18 protein-coding genes are annotated in these 18,835 nt (G+C 68.0%); 8 read left to right on the forward strand and 10 right to left on the reverse strand.

Going from position 1 to position 18,835, the window contains the following annotated elements; genetic code table 11:
* Positions 1 to 5: 5 nt before the first annotated feature.
* Positions 6 to 839 (forward strand): ABC transporter ATP-binding protein, encoded by an 834-nt coding sequence (locus tag AC3WQR_RS21185; protein ID WP_099796242.1) that lies wholly within the window; start codon positions 6 to 8, stop codon positions 837 to 839.
* An 11-nt stretch (positions 840 to 850) separates the two neighbouring features.
* Positions 851 to 2,668, forward strand: a complete 1,818-nt coding sequence (locus AC3WQR_RS21190; RefSeq protein ID WP_492743475.1) for an AMP-dependent synthetase/ligase — start codon at positions 851 to 853, stop codon at positions 2,666 to 2,668.
* A gap of 16 nt (positions 2,669 to 2,684) precedes the next feature.
* On the opposite strand, the gene AC3WQR_RS21195 is transcribed toward AC3WQR_RS21190, so the two are convergent.
* Together AC3WQR_RS21195 and clpB are read right to left on the reverse strand one after the other, a co-directional pair.
* On the reverse strand, positions 2,685 to 3,014 hold the full coding sequence (locus tag AC3WQR_RS21195) for a hypothetical protein (RefSeq protein ID WP_223301262.1): 330 nt from the start codon (positions 3,012 to 3,014) through the stop codon (positions 2,685 to 2,687).
* A gap of 9 nt (positions 3,015 to 3,023) precedes the next feature.
* Complete coding sequence (gene clpB / locus AC3WQR_RS21200; RefSeq protein ID WP_139706121.1) at positions 3,024 to 5,645, reverse strand: ATP-dependent chaperone ClpB; 2,622 nt, start codon at positions 5,643 to 5,645, stop codon at positions 3,024 to 3,026.
* A 156-nt stretch (positions 5,646 to 5,801) separates the two neighbouring features.
* Between clpB and AC3WQR_RS21205 the strand changes: the two genes are divergently transcribed.
* Complete coding sequence (locus tag AC3WQR_RS21205) at positions 5,802 to 6,782, forward strand: Bug family tripartite tricarboxylate transporter substrate binding protein (RefSeq protein ID WP_492743440.1); 981 nt, start codon at positions 5,802 to 5,804, stop codon at positions 6,780 to 6,782.
* Between the two features lie 105 nt (positions 6,783 to 6,887).
* Positions 6,888 to 7,724 (forward strand): acid phosphatase, encoded by an 837-nt coding sequence (locus AC3WQR_RS21210; RefSeq protein WP_492743442.1) that lies wholly within the window; start codon positions 6,888 to 6,890, stop codon positions 7,722 to 7,724.
* Positions 7,725 to 7,740: 16 nt separating this feature from the next.
* Here the strand turns inward: AC3WQR_RS21210 and AC3WQR_RS21215 are convergent, their stop codons facing one another.
* Positions 7,741 to 8,226 carry a molybdenum cofactor biosynthesis protein MoaE gene (locus AC3WQR_RS21215; RefSeq protein WP_159272528.1) on the reverse strand — a complete coding sequence of 162 codons (486 nt, stop codon included), beginning with the start codon at positions 8,224 to 8,226 and terminating at the stop codon, positions 7,741 to 7,743.
* A 36-nt stretch (positions 8,227 to 8,262) separates the two neighbouring features.
* On the opposite strand from AC3WQR_RS21215, the gene AC3WQR_RS21220 reads away from it, so the two are divergent.
* Complete coding sequence (locus AC3WQR_RS21220) at positions 8,263 to 9,288, forward strand: hypothetical protein (protein ID WP_492743444.1); 1,026 nt, start codon at positions 8,263 to 8,265, stop codon at positions 9,286 to 9,288.
* Positions 9,289 to 9,526: 238 nt separating this feature from the next.
* A complete protein-coding gene (gene dapA, locus AC3WQR_RS21225; protein ID WP_492743446.1) occupies positions 9,527 to 10,426 on the forward strand; it encodes a 4-hydroxy-tetrahydrodipicolinate synthase in 900 nt (299 codons plus the stop codon).
* Here dapA and AC3WQR_RS21230 read toward each other — a convergent pair.
* The 7 genes from AC3WQR_RS21230 to AC3WQR_RS21260 are packed head-to-tail and all read right to left on the reverse strand — an operon-like array spanning position 10,413 to position 17,532.
* Positions 10,413 to 10,664 carry a MoaD/ThiS family protein gene (locus AC3WQR_RS21230; protein ID WP_492695254.1) on the reverse strand — a complete coding sequence of 84 codons (252 nt, stop codon included), beginning with the start codon at positions 10,662 to 10,664 and terminating at the stop codon, positions 10,413 to 10,415. The two genes, dapA and AC3WQR_RS21230, sit on opposite strands and share 14 nt — an antisense overlap.
* Positions 10,665 to 10,672: 8 nt before the next feature.
* Positions 10,673 to 11,962, reverse strand: coding sequence for a molybdopterin molybdotransferase MoeA (locus AC3WQR_RS21235; protein WP_492743448.1), 1,290 nt, complete (start codon positions 11,960 to 11,962; stop codon positions 10,673 to 10,675).
* Positions 11,955 to 12,500 (reverse strand): molybdopterin-guanine dinucleotide biosynthesis protein B, encoded by a 546-nt coding sequence (mobB, locus tag AC3WQR_RS21240; RefSeq protein ID WP_492743450.1) that lies wholly within the window; start codon positions 12,498 to 12,500, stop codon positions 11,955 to 11,957. The genes AC3WQR_RS21235 and mobB overlap by 8 nt, the downstream gene beginning before the upstream one ends.
* A gap of 16 nt (positions 12,501 to 12,516) precedes the next feature.
* Entirely contained in the window at positions 12,517 to 13,932 is a 1,416-nt protein-coding gene (gene thrC / locus AC3WQR_RS21245) for a threonine synthase (RefSeq protein WP_492743452.1), read from the reverse strand.
* Complete coding sequence (locus AC3WQR_RS21250) at positions 13,929 to 15,251, reverse strand: homoserine dehydrogenase (RefSeq protein WP_062472989.1); 1,323 nt, start codon at positions 15,249 to 15,251, stop codon at positions 13,929 to 13,931. Before AC3WQR_RS21250 ends, thrC begins: the two co-directional genes overlap by 4 nt.
* Positions 15,252 to 15,265: 14 nt before the next feature.
* Positions 15,266 to 16,303 carry a DUF1176 domain-containing protein gene (locus AC3WQR_RS21255; RefSeq protein ID WP_492743453.1) on the reverse strand — a complete coding sequence of 346 codons (1,038 nt, stop codon included), beginning with the start codon at positions 16,301 to 16,303 and terminating at the stop codon, positions 15,266 to 15,268.
* A complete protein-coding gene (locus tag AC3WQR_RS21260; RefSeq protein WP_095950778.1) occupies positions 16,300 to 17,532 on the reverse strand; it encodes a pyridoxal phosphate-dependent aminotransferase in 1,233 nt (410 codons plus the stop codon). Before AC3WQR_RS21260 ends, AC3WQR_RS21255 begins: the two co-directional genes overlap by 4 nt.
* A 100-nt stretch (positions 17,533 to 17,632) precedes the next feature.
* Here AC3WQR_RS21260 and AC3WQR_RS21265 point away from each other — a divergent pair, with 100 nt between their 5' ends.
* Both AC3WQR_RS21265 and AC3WQR_RS21270 read left to right on the forward strand, forming a co-directional pair.
* Positions 17,633 to 18,016, forward strand: a complete 384-nt coding sequence (locus AC3WQR_RS21265; protein WP_062472996.1) for an Mth938-like domain-containing protein — start codon at positions 17,633 to 17,635, stop codon at positions 18,014 to 18,016.
* 144 nt (positions 18,017 to 18,160) lie between these two features.
* Complete coding sequence (locus tag AC3WQR_RS21270) at positions 18,161 to 18,637, forward strand: peroxiredoxin (RefSeq protein WP_062472998.1); 477 nt, start codon at positions 18,161 to 18,163, stop codon at positions 18,635 to 18,637.
* Positions 18,638 to 18,835 lie beyond the last annotated feature (198 nt).

Genomic DNA, 18,835 nt, shown 5'->3' on the forward strand with positions numbered 1-18,835 from the left:
ACACGATGGACGCGCGCGCGGCACCGCCCGACCTCGTTCTGGAGGTCAACAACATCGAGGTGGTCTACAACAAGGTCGTGCAAGTCTTGCGCGGCCTGTCGCTGGCCGTGCCGCGCGGACAGATCGTGGCGCTGCTGGGCAGCAACGGCGCGGGCAAGTCGACCACGCTGAAGGCGGTGTCGGGCCTGCTCGCGCTGGAAGACGGCGAGGTCGAGGCCGGGCGCATCGTGTTCGACGGCGCGCCGACCGAGCGGCTCGCGCCGCAGCAGCTGGTGCGGCGCGGCCTGAGCCATGTGATGGAGGGCCGGCGCGTGTTCGAAGACCTCACGGTCGAAGAGAACCTCGTCGCTGCGACCTACGCGCTGACGGGCCGTGCGGGCGCTGCGCCGGCGTCGCGCAACTTCGACGACGTCTATGCCTACTTCCCGCGCCTGCACGAACGCCGCAAGGGCCTCGCGGGCTACCTTTCGGGCGGCGAGCAGCAGATGCTCGCCATCGGCCGCGCGCTGGTCGCGCAGCCTCAATTGATCTTGCTCGACGAGCCCTCGCTGGGCCTGTCGCCCAAGCTGGTGGAAGACATCTTCACGATCATCGCGCGCATCAACGCCGAGCGCGGCACCTCGATGCTGCTGGTGGAACAGAACGCCAGCGTGGCACTGGCCATCGCCCACACGGGCTACATCATGGAAAGCGGCAAGGTCGTGATCGACGGCAGCGCCGAGCGCCTCGCGGCCGACCCCGACGTGCGCGAGTTCTACCTGGGCGTGGGCGGCAGCGGCGAATCGCGCAGCTTCCGCGAGCTGAAGCACTACAAGCGCCGCAAGCGCTGGCTGTCATGACGACCCCGACGATGAACGCGCTCCCTTCGCTCACGCTGCCGCAGATGCTGCGCGAGCAGGCACGCCTGCAGCCGCAGCGCATCGCGATCCGGCAGAAGGACTTCGGCATCTGGCATCCGCTGGACTGGGCCGGCTACCTGCAGCGCGCCAGCCGCTTCGGCCTGGGCCTGCACGCGATGGGCCTCGCGCCCGGCGGGCACCTGGGCGTGATCTCCGAGAACCGCGTCGAGTGGCTGCTCGCGCAGATGGGCGCGGGGCTCATCGGCGCCGTGACCGTGGGCGTGTACCCCACGAGCCCGAGCAACGAGGTGGCCTACGTGGTCGGCCACGCGGACATCGAGGTGATCGTCTGCGAAGACCAGGAGCAGACCGACAAGGTGCTCGATGCCCTCGACCAGCTGCCGCACCTGCGCAAGATCGTCGTGATCGAGACCAAGGGCCTCGCGAGCTACCCGCCCGAGGTGCGCGAGCGCATCGCGACCTTTGCGGAAGTCGAGCAGGCCGGCGCCGAGGTGCTGGCACGCGACGGCGCCGCGCTGATCGACGCCGCGCTGCAGCGCCAGACACTCGCCGACATCGGTTTGATGATCTACACCTCGGGCTCCACGGGCAAGCCCAAGGGCGCGATGATTTCGTACCGCAACATCCGCGGCGTCGTGCCCGGCATCGTCGATCGGCTCGGGCTCGACGGCGGCACCACGCACCTGTCGTACCTGCCGCTGTGCCACGTGGCCGAGCAGATGCTCACGGCCTTCGTGCCGCTGTACCTGGGCTCGCAGGTCAACTTCGGCGAATCGATCCGCACCGTGCAGGAAGACCTGCGCGAAGTGGCGCCCACCATGTTCCTCGGCGTGCCGCGCATCTGGGAGAAGCTGCACGCGGGCATCAGCATCAAGATGCAGGAAACCGGCAGATTGCAGCGCGCTCTGTTCCGCAAGGCCATCGAGGCCTGCGCCCCGCTGGCCGAGAAACCGCGCAGCGCCTGGACGCTGGCCGAGCGCGGCCGCTTCGCCCTCGCCTACTGGACCGTGCTGCGCGCGCTGCAGAACTTCATCGGCCTGCGCCGCGCGCGCATCGCGCTCACGGGCGCGGCGCCGATTCCCGCGGACGTGGTGCGCTTCTTTCGCACGCTGGGCGTGCCGCTGGTCGAGGTGTACGGCCTCACCGAATCGACCGGCATGGTCTCGGGCCACCGCGCCGACGCCGTGACCATCGGCACCGTCGGCCCGCCGACGCAAGGCACCGAGCACCGCGTGGGCGAAGCCGGCGAGCTGCTGGTGCGCGGCGACATGGTGTTCGAGGGCTACTACAAGAACCCCGAGGCCACGGCCTCATCGATCCGCGATGGCTGGCTGCACACGGGCGACGTGGTGCGCGAGGAAGCCGGTGGGCAGCTGCGCATCGTCGACCGGCTGAAGGACATCATGATCACCGCCGGCGGCAAGAACCTCACCCCCTCGGAGATCGAGAACACCATGAAGGGCAGCCCCTTCATCAAGGAATGCATCGTGGTGGCGGACGGCCGCAAATTCGTGGGAGCACTGCTGCAGATCGACTACGAGACGGTCGGCAAATGGGCCGAAGCGCAGCGCCTGCCCTTCACGCATTTCCGCTCGCTGGTGGAGGAACCCAAGGTGCGCGCGCTGATCGAGGCCGAAGTGGCGCGCGGCAATGGGAAGCTGGCGCAGGTGTCGCAGATCAGACGTTTTCATCTGCTCACCAAAGAGTTGGACCATGACGACGGTGAAGTCACCGCCACCATGAAGGTGCGGCGCTCCAGCATCTACAAGGCCTACGCCGACGAGATCGAGGCGCTGTACAGCGCCTGATCGAAGAAAACGGGGCTCAGTCGCCGCGCACGGGGCGGGCCCGCACGTCGGTCACATCGTCGGCCGGGCCCAGCACGACCGGGCTGCGCACCGATTCGCCGCGCGCACGGGCGCTGACCACGTCGGCCGCCGTCGGCTCGGCCGGTTGCTGTGCCGCATGGCGAAATCGGTCGAAACCCGAGCGCGGGTTGAAACGCATGACCCAGGGCGTCACGGGCTTGCCCGTGAGGCGCCCCCAGGCGTAGCGCACACCCCACACCGCCGCCAGCAGCAGGGCCGCCACAGCCAGGCTGGCCGCGAAGACCAGCCCCAGGAGCAGAAGAATGACGCGAAGAATGAAGTTCATCATCCGACTTTAGGCCGATGCAGCCGCCGTTGGTTCCCCGCCCTTGCGGAACGAGAACTGGCCCGGCGACTGGATCGGGTCGGTTTCGACCTCGATCGTGTCCTTCGGCCCGAAGCTGCCGTCCAGCAACAGCTTCGAGAGCGGGTTCTCGATGCGCTGCTGGATGGCGCGCTTGAGCGGACGCGCACCGAACACCGGGTCGAAGCCGACCTTGGCGATCTCGGCCAGCGCCGCGGGCGACACCTGCAGGCCCAGGTCCATCTTCGCCAGGCGCGCCTGCAGCACCTTGAGCTGGATCGCGGCGATCGATTCGATGTTCTTCGCGTCGAGCGCGTGGAACACGACGGTCTCGTCGATGCGGTTCAGGAACTCGGGGCGGAAGTAGTTCTTCAGCTCGTCCCACACCGCTTCCTTGATCTCCTCGCTCGGCTGGCCCACCATCGACTGGATGATCGGCGAGCCGATGTTGCTGGTCATCACGATGACGGTGTTCTTGAAGTCCACGGTGCGGCCCTGGCCGTCCGTGAGGCGGCCGTCGTCGAGCACCTGCAGCAGCACGTTGAACACGTCGGGATGGGCCTTCTCGACCTCGTCGAGCAGCACCACGCTGTAGGGCTTGCGGCGCACGGCTTCCGTGAGGTAGCCGCCCTCTTCATAGCCCACGTAGCCCGGCGGCGCGCCGATGAGGCGGGCGACCGAATGCTTCTCCATGAACTCGCTCATGTCGATGCGGATCAGGTGGTCTTCGCTGTCGAACAGGAAGCCCGCGAGCGCCTTGCACAGCTCGGTCTTGCCCACGCCCGTGGGGCCGAGGAACAGGAACGAACCCGTGGGGCGGTTCGGATCGCTCAGGCCCGAGCGCGAGCGGCGGATCGCGTTGGCGACCGCACCGATGGCCTCGTCCTGGCCGACCACGCGCTCGTGCAGCTTGTCTTCCATGACGAGCAGCTTGTCGCGCTCGCCCTGCATCAGCTTGGCGACCGGGATGCCCGTGGCGCGCGCCACGACCTCGGCGATTTCTTCCGAACCGACCTGCGTGCGCAGCAGCGTGGGCGCGCTGGACTTGCCCTTGCTCGCCTCGCTCTCTTCAGCTTCCTTCAGGCGCTTCTCGAGCGCGGGCAGCTGGCCGTATTGCAGCTCGGCGACCTTGTTGAAGTCGCCCTTGCGCTTCCACTCTTCGATCTGGAACTTGATCTTGTCGATGTCTTCGCGCACGTGGGCGCTGCCCTGGGCCTGGGCCTTCTCGGCCTGCCAGATCTCGTCGTAGTCGGCGATTTCCTTTTGCAGCTTGGTGATCTCGTCCTCGATGAGGCCGAAGCGCTTCTGCGAGGCCTCGTCCTTTTCGCGGCGCACGGCTTCACGCTCGATCTGCAGCTGGATCAGGCGGCGGTCCAGGCGGTCCATGACCTCGGGCTTGGAGTCCATCTCGATCTTGATCTTGGCCGCGGCCTCGTCGATGAGGTCGATGGCCTTGTCGGGCAGGAAGCGGTCGGTGATGTAGCGATCAGACAACTCGGCCGCGGCCACGATGGCCGGGTCGGTGATCTGCACGCCATGGTGCACTTCGTACTTCTCCTGCAGGCCGCGCAGGATGGCGATGGTGGCCTCGACGCTGGGCTCGCCCACGATGATCTTCTGGAAGCGGCGCTCCAGCGCGGCGTCCTTCTCGATGTACTTGCGGTACTCGTCCAGCGTGGTGGCGCCCACGCAATGCAGCTCGCCGCGCGCGAGCGCGGGCTTGAGCATGTTGCCCGCGTCCATGGCGCCTTCGGCCTTGCCGGCACCGACCATGGTGTGCAGCTCGTCGATGAAGACGATGGTCTGGCCTTCGTCCTTCGCGAGTTCATTGAGCACGGTCTTCAGGCGCTCTTCGAATTCGCCGCGGAACTTGGCACCAGCCAGCAGCGCGGCCATGTCGAGCGACAACACCCTTTTGCCCTTGAGCGACTCGGGCACTTCGCCCGCGACGATGCGCTGCGCGAGGCCTTCGACGATGGCGGTCTTGCCCACACCGGGTTCGCCGATGAGCACAGGGTTGTTCTTGGTGCGGCGTTGCAGCACCTGGATGGCGCGGCGGATTTCCTCGTCGCGGCCGATGACCGGGTCGAGCTTGCCCAGGCGGGCGCGCTCGGTGAGGTCCAGGCAGTATTTCTTGAGGGCTTCGCGCTGGCCTTCGGCGTCGGCGCTGTTCACGCCCTGCCCGCCGCGCACGGCCTCGATGGCGGCCTCGAGCGACTTGCGGCTCAGGCCGTTGTCCTTGGCGATCTTGCCGATGTCGGCCTTGCTGTCGGCCACGGCGAGCAGAAAGAGTTCGCCCGCAATGAACTGGTCATTGCGCTTGATGGCCTCCTTCTCGGTCGCCTGCAGCAGCTTGCCCAGCTCGGGGCCGACCTGCACGATGTCGTGGCCCTGCACCTGGGGCAGTTTCTTGATGGCGCCTTCGGCGGCCTGCAGCAGCCCGGGCACGTTGACGCCGGCACGCTCCAGCAGGGCGCGCGGGCCGTCGTCCTGGCGCAGCATCGCGACCAGCAGGTGGGCCGGTTCGATGTAGGCGTTGTCGCTGCCAAGGGCGAGCGACTGGGCGTCGCTCAGTGCTTCCTGAAATTTGGTGGTGAGTTTGTCTTGTCGCATGGTGGTATTCCTGCATCCAAAATAGGGCTGTTCGGGCACGATTCAAGGTTGCGAATCGGATTTGCACCCTGGGCACGGGTATTGCACCGGGCCCCGCACCGTCCTGCCGTAGGCATTTCTCTCTTTCTTCGAATGGAGTCGATCATGGTTTTTTCAATGCAGCGCGTCCAACCGATGCGCCGCGCGTTCAGCGTGGGTCTCTTGGCTGCGGCCATGGGCATGGCCGGCCTGGCGCAGGCCCAGAGCGGCACGCCGGTGCGCCTGCTGGTGGGCTTTCCCGCCGGCGCGGGCACCGACGCCATTGCACGCACCCTGGGCGAAAAGCTCAAGGACGTGCTGGGCGTGCCCGTGGTGGTCGAGAACCGCGCGGGCGCGGGCGGCCAGATTGCGGCGCAGGCGCTGAAGGCCGCGCCGGCCGACGGCCACACGCTGTTCCTGTCGCATGACCACTCCATCTCCATCCTGCCGCAGGTGGTGAAGAACCCGGGCTTCAACCCCGCCACCGACTTCGTGCCCGTGGCCGGCTTTGCCACCTTCGCCAACGTGCTGGCGGTGTCGGGCGGCACGCCGGCCAAGAGCATCGACGAGTACGTGAAATGGATCCGCACGCAAAAGGGCGGCAAGGAAACCATCGGCGTGCCGGCACCGGCGTCGATCCCCGAGTTCCTGGTGAAGATGATCTCGGACAAGTACAAGATCGACGTGCAGCCCGCGCCCTACCGCGGCAGCGCGCCCATGACGGCCGACATGCTGGGCAACCAGATCACCGCAGGCATCGCCTCGGTGCCCGACTTCATCGAGAACCACCGCGCGGGCAAGGTGCGCATCGTGGCCTCCATCGGCGCCAAGCGCCAGGCGCTGCTGCCGAACGTGCCGACCTTCACCGAGCTGGGCTTTGCGAACCTCGAAGACCTGCCCTACTACGGCATCTTCGCGCCGGTCGGCACGCCGCAGGCCGTCATCGACAAGTACGGCGATGCGCTGCAGAAGGTGCTGGCCATGCCCGACGTGAAGCAGAAGCTCACCACCATGGGCCTGACGGTCGGCTACGAGCCCCAGGGCCAGTTCGCGGGCCGCGTGCGCAGCTACACGCAGACCTGGGAAAAGATCATCCAGGCGAGCGGCTTCAAGCCCTGAGCTGCGCGGCCTGAGACGGCCGTCACATGAGTGATCTTCGGCCCGGTGGGGCCCCTCTACGATGGGACCTCACCTTCCAACAACAAAGCCGGAGACACATCCCTCATGCGATTCACGACCCTCGCCGCCTCGCTGGCGGCCGCGCTGCTGCTCGGCGCCTGCGGCAGCACCGCGCCGATCTCCCCCGCCGAAGTCGGCGAATTGCGTCCCGGCTCGGGCTACCTGAAGGGCTACCTGCCCGCTGCCGAGCTGCCCGACAGCCTCGCCCTGCTGCCGGCGCCCCCGGCCGAGGGCTCGGCCGCGCTGGCGGCCGATGGCGCCACCTTCCGCGCGCTCACGGCCCTGCAGGGCACGCCGCGCGGCGCGCTCGCAGTGCAGGACGCCAACCTCAAGTTTCCGAAGGCCGCCGAGGTGTTCTCGTGCGCGCTGGGCATGCCCATCTCCGAGCAAGCCACGCCGAACCTGAACATGCTGCTGCGCCGCACGCTCGCCGATGCCGGCTCGGCCACCTACAAGGCCAAGAACACCTACAACCGCACGCGCCCCTTCGTGGCGTTCAAGACCGGCAGTTGCACGCCTGCCGAAGAGGCCTCGCTGGCCAAGGACGGCTCGTACCCTTCGGGCCATTCGGCCGTCGGCTGGGCCTGGGCGCTGGTGCTGACGGAACTCGCACCCGAACGCGCCGATGCGCTGCTGCAGCGCGGCCGCGCCTTCTCGCAGAGCCGCGCGATCTGCGGCGTGCACTGGCAAAGCGACATCGAGAACGGCCGGCTGGTCGGCGCGGCGACCGTGGCGAAGCTGCACACGAACCCGGTGTTCCAGGCGCAGATGACGAGCGCCCGATCGGAGATTGCGAAGGCACGCGCGGCGGGTGCCGTGCCCACTCAGGATTGCGGCGCGGAAGCCAAGGCGCTGGCGACCTCGGCGCTGATCGCACCGTAAGTCTCGACCGCGCCGCTCAGGTGGCGCTGTTCGAGGCCGCGATGCCCCAGCGCGCCAGCGCCTCGTCGTCGGTGACGCGGGCATCGACCCAGCGCGCGCCCTCGGGCGTCTGCTCCTTCTTCCAGAACGGGGCCTGGGTCTTCAGGTAGTCCATCAGGAACTCGCAGGCCTGGAAGCTCTGGCCGCGGTGGGCGGACACCACCGCCACCATCATGATCTGGTCCAGCGGCTGCAGCAGCCCCACGCGGTGGATCACGCGCGCGCCGAGGATGTCGAAGCGCTTGTGGGCCGCGTCGATCATGGCCTCGATGGCCTTCTCGGTCATGCCGGGGTAGTGCTCCAGCTCCATCGAGGCGATGGTGCTGCCGTCATTGCGGTCTCTGACCGTGCCGATGAAGCTGCAGACAGCGCCGACGCGCGCGTCGGCCGCGCGCAGGGCGGCGATCTCGGCACCGGCGTCGAAGTCGGCCGTCTGGATGGAAACGCGAGGGAGCGAGGACATGCCCAAATTGTGGCACTGCCGCCCTACACTGCGCCGATGCCGGCCCCCACGTCGCTGCCCCTGACACCCGACGATGTCGAGATGCTGCGGCGCGTCGACCTTGCCGCGCGCACCCCGACCGCCGGCCTGGCGGTGCTGGCCGTGCTGCTGGCGGGCTGCGCCCTCGTCTTCGTGGTGATCGGGCGGCTGCCCGGCGCCCCGGTGGGCCTGGCCCTGGCGATGAACGCGGCGGCACTGGTCACCTTGCTGCTGGGCGTGTGGCTGTTCACCCATCGGACGCGGATCGACCGGCGCCGGGCCCAGGCCACCCGCGAGGCCCTGGCGAAGAACAGCAAGTTCACCGTGGCCGGTACCGTGGACCACGTGGCCGCCCTGCCCGGCGGCGCGCTGCGCTACACGGTCGACGGCCAGTTCCACGTCGACGTCGTGCCGGTGCTGGGCCTGGACGCGCCTCGCAGCCACGCCACGGGCCGACCGCTGACGGCGGTGCGGCACCTGGCGCAGGCGCCCGTCGAGATCGAGTGCGTGGCGCGCGACAACACCGTGCATCTGCTGCTGCGCACGCGTTATCCGATGGCGCGCCAGGCCACGCGCACCGAGCGGCCGGCCACCTCGCGCGACCGTCGGCGCGCCGGGCGCTCGGACCGCCGCTTCATGGGCGTCGTGCTGGCGGGCGGCGCGGTCCTGGCGATCGGGACGGCGTGGGCCGACGGTTTTCGCCCGGGCTTCGGCCTGTTCATGGCGGGGTACGCGGCCGCCATCTGTGCGCTGGTGTTCGCGATCGGCGTGCTGCCGCCGCTGCTGCGCGCACGCCGGTTCACGCACCTGCACACGGTGAGCGGGCCGGTCACCGAAATCCTCACGGCCCAGGTGCCGCAGGGCAAGCACACGGCCGAGGTGCGCTGGTTCCGGGTCGACGGCCAGCTGTTCGGCGCACTCGACCTCAAGACCGACGCGCAGCTGGGCAATCAGGTCACCGTCGAGTTCCTGGGCAATGCCCGCGCCGCCGATGGCGGCCGTGTCGTGAGCCTGCAACGCAGCGCCACCGCACCGCCGGCCTAGGCGCGACAATGCAGCCCATGCCTTCGCGCCGCACGCCCACCCGCCTCTCGCCTTCGTTCGAAGGTCAGGCACGTGCGCGCCAGGGCAACAAAGCCAAAAAACCAAAGCTCGTCTGACCGGAGCCGAGGTTCCGTCGTCGGATGAGCGACGGAACCTGCCAAGGCTTTGGCCCCTCTTGGGTTGCGCGCGCATCGGACGGTGGTTCTTTCCATCGGTCGATTCCTGAAAGGAAGCCTGCGTGCCACATCAACAACCAACCGCCGACACCACCACCGATTTCTCGGGCCTGTGGGTCGCCCTCGTCACCCCGTTCCGCGATGGCGCCGTCGACCACACCGCCCTGGCGGCGCTCGTGCGCCGGCTCGCCGACGACGGCGTGACCGGCTTCGTGCCCTGCGGCTCCACCGGCGAGGCCGCCGCGCTCGACGAGGCCGAGCAGCTGGCCGTGCTCGACACCGTGCTGACCGCCGCGGGTGGCCTGCCGGTCGTGATGGGCGTATCGGGCTACCACCTGGGCAAGGCCACGGCCTGGGCCCGCAAGCTCTCGGAACGCCCGCTGGCGGGCCTGCTGGTGGCCGCGCCGCACTACATCCGCCCGTCGCAGGCCGGCGTGCTCGAGTGGTTCCACGCCATCGCCGATGCCAGCACGGTGCCCGTGCTGGTCTACGACATTCCCTACCGCACGGGCGTGACCATCGCGCGCGAGACGATGCTGGCGCTGGCCGAGCACCCGCGCATCCGCGGCATCAAGGACTGCGGCGGCGACATGGCCAAGACGCGCGCGGTGATCGCCGACGGCCGGCTGCAGGTGCTCACGGGTGAAGACCACCAGATCTTCGCCACCATGGCCGAAGGCGGCGTGGGCGCCATCGCGGCCAGCGGCCATGTGCAGACGAAGCGCCTCGTGCGGCTGGTGCGCCTGCTCGCCGAGAACCGGCTGGCCGAGGCGCGCGCCGAATGGCAGCCGCTGCTGCCGCTGCTGGAGATGCTGTTTGCCGAACCGAACCCGGGCCCGCTGAAGGCCTTGCTGGCGCATGCGGGCGAACTGCGTGACGAACTGCGCTCGCCGATGACGCGCGCGTCGGACGGCCTGCGCGAGCGCCTCGTGGCGCTGGACGCGCGGCTCAGCCGCCCGTGACGGGCGGGAAGAACGCGACTTCGCAGTCGTCGTTCAGCGCGGCGGCTTCGTCGCTCATGGCCTGGTCGAGCGCCATGCGCACGGCCTTGCCGCGCGCGAGCGCGCTGGCGTAGGCGCCGCCGCGGGCGATGAGCTCGTCGCGCAGGGCGGCCAGCGTGCCGGCGGCCGTGTCGACGGTTTCACCGCTGCTGGACAGCGACTCGCGCACGGAGGCGAAATAACGGATGCGGACCTTCATGGGGTGGTTCAGCCGAGCAGCGATGCGAGGGGAATGAAGTTCACGGTGTCGCCGGCCTGGATGGTCCGGCCCGCCGGGTTGTCGACCAGGCCATCGCCCCAGACCATCGAGGTGAGCACGCCCGAACTCTGGTTGGCGAACAGGTCGAGCCCGCCCGCTGCGTTGCGCCGCACGCGCAGGAACTCGCGGCGCTTGTCGGCGCGCGGCCAGTCGAAATCGGCGCGCAGCGGCACGGCCGCCGGCGCCACGCGCGGGGCGCCCTGCAGCGCGAGCAGGAAGGGCCGCACCAGCATCAGGAAGGTCAGGAAGCTCGACACCGGGTTGCCGGGCAGCCCCGTGACATGGCAGGCGCCCTGCCCGTTCCTGCGCGCGATCGAGCCGTAGGCAAAGGGCTTGCCGGGCTTCATCGACAGCGACCACAGCTGCAGCTCGCCCAGCGATTGCAGCGCGGCGCGGATGTGGTCTTCTTCGCCGACCGAGACGCCGCCGGTGGTGATGATCAGGTCGTTCGCCTCGGCCGCCTCGCGCAGCGCGGCGATGGTGGCTTCGCGGTTGTCGGGCACGATGCCCAGGTCGTTCACCTCGCAGCCCAGGCGGTGCAGCAGCGCGCGCATGAAGAAGCGGTTCGAGTTGTAGATCGCGCCGGGCTTCATCGCGTCGGGCGCGACCTCGCCGGGCATCACCAGCTCGTCGCCGGTGGAGAGCATGGCCACGCGCGGCTTGCGCGCGACCTGCAGGCGGTCGAAGCCGACGCTGGCGGCCAGGCCGAGCGCGGCGGGCGTGAGGCGTTCACCACGCTGGAGCACCACGTCGCCCGAGGCCACGTCCTCGCCTGCGCGGCGCACCCACTGGCCGGCCACGGGCGCGATGGCGATGCGCACCGACCCCAGGCCGCCCTCTTGCGGCGTGGCGGCCGTGTCTTCCTGCATGACGACCGCGTCGGCGCCTTCGGGAATCTGCGCCCCCGTGAAGATGCGCGCCGCCGTGCCGGCCGCGATCGGCGTGCCGACGGTACCGGCGGGAATGCGCTGCGTCACGGCCAGCTCGGTGCCGGGCGTGGCGCAATCCGCCGCGCGCACGGCGTAGCCGTCCATCGCGCTGTTGTCGCGCGGCGGCACGGTGAGGCCCGAGACGAGGTCCTGCGCCAGCACGCGTCCGTCGGCGTCGAAGGTGCCGACGCTTTCGGCCGGCAGCAGCGGCCGGGCCTTGGCGAGCAGCACCGCGATCGCCTCATCGAGCGGCATCAACGGTGGGCGCGAGGACGAGGCGGCGAAGGGAACGGGAGAGGAATCAGCCATGGTGTCCGGGGTTGTAGTCGAAGCGCTCGCCGCTGTCGATCAACCACGTGGCAATGGCCTCGGCGTCGTTGAGGTCGAGCACCGGGCGCGCGGTGGCCTCGGGCAGGCCGGCCGGCACATCGGTGGCGATGGCGGTGACAAAGGGGTCGTCGATGTACAGCGCGGGGCGCGGCGCCTCGCCGTCGCCGCTCGGTCGCCAGACCTCGATCTTGAGCACGTCGCTGTGCCGGAAGCCCTCGACCAGTGCCCAATCGACCGCCGGATGCAACTCGGCGAGCAGCTGGTGCACCGTGAGCTCGACCGGCACCTCGAATTCGCGCATCAGCGCCAGCCGCTGGTCGGACGCGACGACCACCTCGAAGGCCCCGGCCTGCCGGTGGCGCCAAGTGTCCTTGCCGACGTGGTCGATGTCGAAGCGATGGTGCGCATGCTTGACCACCGACACGCGCAGCCCGCGCTGCTTGAGCACGGGGATCAGGCGCTCCACCAGCGTGGTCTTGCCAGCGCCGGAATACCCGGCGAAGCCGACGACCTTCATGCCGCGGGCGCCCCGGTCAGTCGCAGTGCTGGGCGATGTAGGCCTTGACGGCCTCGGCATCGGCCGGCAGCTGGACCACGCGCTTGGGCAAGGCTTCGATGCCTTCGAACTTCTTCGGGCGCGCGGGCTCCTCGCCCAGCGCCTCGACCACCGTGGCCGCGAACTTGATCGGCAGCGCGGTCTCGAGCACCACCATCGGCACGCCGGGCGTGAGCTGCTCGCGCGCGGCCTTGAGGCCGTCGGCGGTGTGCGGGTCGATCAGCGTGGCGAAGCGCTTCTCGGTGTCGCGGATCATCGCGAGCCGGTCGGCGTGCGTGCTGCGGCCGCTGCGAAAGCCGAAGCGCTCGGCAGCCTGCTTGAACGCCGGATCGGCGCTCAGGTCGAAGCTCCCCGTCAGGCCCAGGTCGTCCACGAACAGCTGGCGCAGACGGGCGGGATCGCGGCCGACCAGGTCGAACACGAAGCGCTCGAAGTTGCTGGCCTTGCTGATGTCCATCGACGGGCTGGAGGTTTCGTGCGTGTCGACCGCCGCGCGCACGCGGTACACGCCGGTGCGGAAGAACTCGTCGAGCACGTCGTTCTCGTTGGTGGCGACCACCAGCGTCTGGATCGGCAGGCCCATCATGCGCGCCACATGGCCCGCGCAGACATTGCCGAAGTTGCCCGAGGGCACGGTGAAGCTCACGGGCTTGTCGTTGCTCGCCGTGGCCTGGAAGTAGCCTGCGAAGTAATAGACGACCTGCGCCAGCAGGCGCGCCCAGTTGATCGAGTTGACCGTGCCGATGCGGTACTTGCGCTTGAAGGCCAGGTCGTTCGACACCGCCTTGACGATGTCCTGGCAGTCGTCGAACACGCCGGTGATGGCGATGTTGTGGATATTGGCGTCCTGCAGGCTGAACATCTGCGCCTGCTGGAACGGGCTCATGCGCCCGTCTGGCGAGGTCATGAAGACGCGCACGCCCTTCTTGCCGCGCATGGCGTACTCGGCCGCGCTGCCGGTGTCGCCGCTGGTGGCGCCCAGGATGTTGAGCTCGGCGCCGCGGCGGGCCAGTTCGTACTCGAACAGGTTGCCCAACAGCTGCATCGCCATGTCCTTGAAGGCCAGCGTGGGACCGTTGGACAGGGCTTCGAGGTACACGCCGTCTTCGAGCTCGCGCAGCGGCACGATCTCGTCGGTGCCGAACACCTCGGCCGTGTAGGTCTTCGCGCAGATCGCCTTCAGGTCGGCCGCGGGAATGTCATCGATGTACAGCGAGAGGATTTCGAAGGCCAGCTCGGCGTAGGGCAGCGTGCGCCATTTTGCGAGCGTGGCGGTGTCGACCTGCGGGTACGTCTCGGGCAGGTACAGGCCGCCATCGGGCGCGAGGCCTTCGAGGAGGATTTCGCAGAAGCGCTTGCGGTCGGCATGGCCGCGGATGCTCAGGTAGTTCACTTCAACTCTTCCTTGCGGATGCGCACGATGGGCTCGAGCACGGTCGGCAGCGCCTGCAGCTCGGCCATGACGTCGTTGACGGTGCCTTCGCGCGCGTCGTGCGTGAGGATGATGAGGTCGGTCTGCGTCGAGCCTTCGCCGCCCACTTCGTCGGCTTCGCGCTGCAGCACGGCGTCGATGCTGATGCCGGCGGTGGCCAGCAGGCCCGTCACCTTGGCGAGCACGCCGGCCTGGTCGGCCACGCGCAGGCGCAGGTAGTAGCTGGTGACGACCTCGGCCATCGGCAGCACCTTCAGGTCGCTCATGGCGTCGGGATGGAACGCCAGGTGCGGCACGCGGTGTGCGGCGTCGGCGGTGTGCAGGCGGGTGATGTCGACGAGGTCGGCGATCACGGCGCTGGCGGTCGGCTCGCTGCCGGCGCCCTTGCCGTAGTACAGCGTGGTGCCCACGGCGTCGCCGTGCACGACCACGGCGTTCATGGCGCCCTCGACGTTCGCCAGCAGGCGCTTGGACGGCACGAGCGACGGGTGCACGCGCAGCTCGATGCCCTGGGCGGTGCGCTTGGTCACGCCCAGCAGCTTGATGCGGTAGCCGAGCTGCTCGGCGTACTTGATGTCCTGCGCGGCGAGCTTGGTGATGCCTTCGACGTGGGCCTTGTCGAACTGCACGGGAATGCCGAAGGCGATGGCGCTCATCAGCGTGACCTTGTGCGCGGCGTCGACGCCTTCGATGTCGAAGGTGGGGTCGGCTTCGGCGTAGCCCAGGCGCTGGGCTTCCTTCAGCACGGTGGCGAAGTCCAGGCCCTTGTCGCGCATCTCGGACAGAATGAAGTTGGTCGTGCCGTTGATGATGCCGGCCAGCCACTGGATGCTGTTGGCCGTGAGGCCTTCGCGCAGCGCCTTGATGATCGGAATGCCGCCAGCCACCGCGGCCTCGAAGGCCACCATCACGCCCTTGGCATGCGCGGCCGCGAAGATCTCGGTGCCGTGCACGGCGAGCAGCGCCTTGTTGGCCGTGACCACGTGCTTGCCGGCCGCGATGGCTTCGAGCACCAGTTGCTTGGCGATGCCGTAGCCGCCGATGAGTTCGATGACGATGTCGATGTCGGGGTTGGCGATGACTTCGCGCGCATCGGCGACCACCTTCACGCCTTCGCCGGCCACTTCGCGGGCGCGGGCGGTGTCGAGGTCGGCCACCATGGTGATCTCGATGCCGCGGCCGGCGCGGCGCTTGATTTCTTCCTGGTTGCGCTGGAGCACCTTGAAGGTGCCGCTGCCGACCGTGCCTGCGCCGAGCAGGCCTACTTGGATGGATTTCATGGGAGGGGTCGCGTTCATGGTTTGGATGGGGTGAGGGACGGTGCTGCGGCGTCCACGAGGCGGCTGACGTAGCGCGGCAGGCTCCAGGCGCCGCCCGCGAAGCCGCGGCACATGCCGTCGCCGTTCGCACCGGTGCGCACGAAGGTCGTGCCGTTGAAGTGCCAGGTTTCGCTCGACCAGCAATCGCCGATGCCGCGGCCCTTCATGGAAGAGGTGACGCTGGCGTCCTTGTCGTCGAACTCGCCGCTCGCCTCGAGCGACACGGGCGCATAGGGCGGCTTGTCGTTGGCGGTCCAGAGCAGCGTGGTGTAGTTGTACGCGCCCACGCCGCAGCCCAGCGCCAGGAGCACCTTGCGGTCGCTCAGGCGGTGAACCTCCACCGACTTGGCGTTGACCTGGTCCTGGTTGTTGCACCGCTCGCGCGCGTCTTTCAGGTCGAGCGACGAAAAGATGCGCGCGGCCAGCGCGTCGTCGCCTGGCCGCGCCTTCGGCGGCTTGACCACATGGACGACGGGCATGGGCACCGGTGGCAGTACGGAAGACTCGGGCTTGGCGCCCTTGCGCACCAGCGCACCCGGGGTGCCGATGCGGCCCTGCGTTTCGTCCATTTTCAGCAGCACGGCGTTGAGGCCGGCGAGCGACAGCGTCCACTTCTTGCCGCCGTTGGCCGCGACGGTGGCGTCATCGTTCTTGAGCAGCTCGGGCAGCACAGCGCGGATCTGGCCCTGGTCGAAGCTGGCGGTTCCCGCGTCGAGACCGGACAGCGCGGCCTTGCCGACCTTGAAGCGCAGCGGCCCCTTGGCACTGCCGTCATCGCCGATCTGCAGTTGAATATCGAGGGCCGTGTTCGGCCCGGCCACGCGGGTGATCAGCATCGACACCTGCTGGTGCTCCCCGCTGTCCGCCTGGTAGCCGGCGGCGCGGCAGGTCAGCGTGTTGTCGCAGACCAGTTCCCAGTCGTTGTGCGAGAACGAAACGGGCTCATTCTTCCCGGCCGCGCCGACAGACAGTGCGCCCAGCAACAGCGCGACAGCGACGCAGGCGGATTTCATGGTCCCGTCTTGCGACGCAACCGGTACTGCTCCAGGAACTTGGCGATGCGGTTGATGGCCTCGCGCAAGTCGTCTTCATGGGGCAGGAACACGATGCGGAAGTGGTCCGGCGTGGCCCAGTTGAAGCCGGTGCCCTGCACCAGCATCACGCGGGTTTCCTTCAGCAGCTCGAGGAAGAACTGGCGGTCGTCCGCGATCGGATAGACCTCGGGATCGAGCTTGGGAAACATGTAGAGCGCGGCGCTGGGCTTGACGCAGCTCACGCCCGGGATGGCGGTGATCAGCTCGTAGGCCAAGTCGCGCTGGCGGCGCAGGCGCCCACCCTCGCACACGAGGTCGTTGATGCTCTGGTAGCCGCCGAGCGCCGTCTGGATGGCCCATTGGCCCGGCACGTTGGCGCACAGGCGCATGTTCGAGAGCATGTTCAGGCCCTCGATGTAGTCGCGTGCGCTGCGCTTGTCGCCCGACACCACGAGCCAGCCGGCGCGGTAGCCGCACGAGCGGTAGCTCTTGGACAGCGAATTGAAGGTCAGCGTGAGCACGTCGGTCGACAGGCTGGCGATGGCCGTGTGCTTGACGCCGTCGTACAGCACCTTGTCGTAGACCTCGTCGGCGAAGATCACGAGGCCGTGCTCGCGGGCGATCTCGACGAGGCTCTTGAGCAGCTCGTCGGAATACAGCGCACCGGTCGGGTTGTTCGGGTTGATGACCACGATGCCCTTGGTGCGCGGCGTGATCTTGGCGCGGATGTCGGCCAGGTTCGGCATCCAGCCGTTGTCCTCGTCGCACAGGTAGTGCACCGGCGTGCCGCCCGACAGGCTCGTGGAAGCGGTCCACAGCGGGTAGTCGGGGGCCGGCAGCAGCAGCTCGTCGCCGTCGTTGAGCAGCGCGTTGGTGGACATGGCGATCAGCTCGCTGGCGCCGTTGCCCAGGTAGATGTCGTCGAGCGTGACGCCCGCGATGCCCTGCTTCTGGGTCTCGTGCATCACGGCCTTGCGCGCCGCGAAAACGCCCTTGCTGTCCGAGTAACCCGCCGAGGTCGGCAGGTTGCGGATCATGTCCTGCTGGATCTCCTCGGGCGCATCGAAGCCGAACACGGCCAGGTTGCCGATGTTGAGCTTGATGATCTTCTGGCCTTCTTCCTCCATCTGCTTGGCCGCGTCCATGATGGGACCGCGGATGTCATAGAGGACGTTGGCCAGCTTGGCCGATTTCTTGAGCTGCTTCAAAGGGGCCCTCCCGGGCGGGTTTACTCGAAGGTCAAAGGCCCCTGCGGGCCTCGTGTCACTAGGGAAAACCTATAATTTGACCACAGTTCCCAGTGCCCCGATGAAGCTCCAGCCCGACAAATCCGACGTCCAGACCCTCACCGCACACGGCCCCGGCTGGGTCGCGATCAACAACGAAAAGGTGGAGGGCAGCGTGGTCGTGGGTTCGCGTGGCGAACGCTTTGCCTGGGATTGCACGCGTTTCGACCAGCTGGGCCCCGAACAATTCGCGCAATTGGCGTCGTTGGGCGCCGAATTGGTCATTTTCGGCAGCGGCAACCGCATCCGATTTCCCCAGCCGGCCTGGCTGCAGCCCCTGATGGCGCAACGCACCGGCGTGGAGACCATGGACACCCCGGCGGCCTGCCGCACCTACAACATCCTGGCCGGCGAAGGCCGGCACGTCATCGCCGCCCTGCTCGTCGAGAGCCCGGCGGGTGGCTGAGAGAGGGGTTTTCGAGGTAAAATACCGGGTTGCGAACCGGCCAGCTACCCCAAGTTAGCAACGACCAATCCTCCGTTCATCGAGCAAGCCCGAAAAAGGCTGAGAGGGCTCGGAGAACGGAATCTAACGGAGAAAACAAGTTTCATGGCGATCGTTGTCAACAAACCCATTCCTGAATTCGACGCCAACGCCACGGGCGGCATCAAGGTTTCGAACACCTCGCACCTCGGCCACGTCATGGTCATGTATTTTTACCCGAAAGATAACACTCCGGGTTGCACGACCGAAGCGATGCAGTTCCGCGACCACTACAAAGACTTCGAAAAAGCCGGTGCCACGGTCTTCGGCGTGTCGCGCGACAACATGAAGTCGCACGACGAATTCAAGGCCAAGCTCGAACTCCCCTTCGAACTGATTGCCGACACCGAAGAAAAAATGTGCCACATGTTCGGCGTGGTCAAGAACAAGATCATGTACGGCAAGAAGGTCAAGGGCATCGAGCGCAGCACCTTCCTGATCGGCGCCGACGGCATCCTGAAGGCCGAATGGCGCGGGCTCAAGGTTCCAGGCCATGTCGAAGACGTCCTCAAGGCCGTCAAGGCACTCAAGAAGGCCGCCTGATCGCGCCGCAAGGCACCGGACGTGCGCTTTTGCATCAAGTCGTGGGAATTGCCCCACGCGGCGTGCAAAGAGCCTCTGGTGCGTCTTTTGCGGTGTGCATAATGGCCTCATGCCGTTGAGCTCCACGACCGCATCCTCCGAACGAAGCCGCCTGGGTCTACAGGCGGCTTTTTCGTTTTCCGGCCCTCCTCTTTCTTC

Source organism: Variovorax sp. FW305-3-2-15-B-LB1, assembly GCF_058787635.1.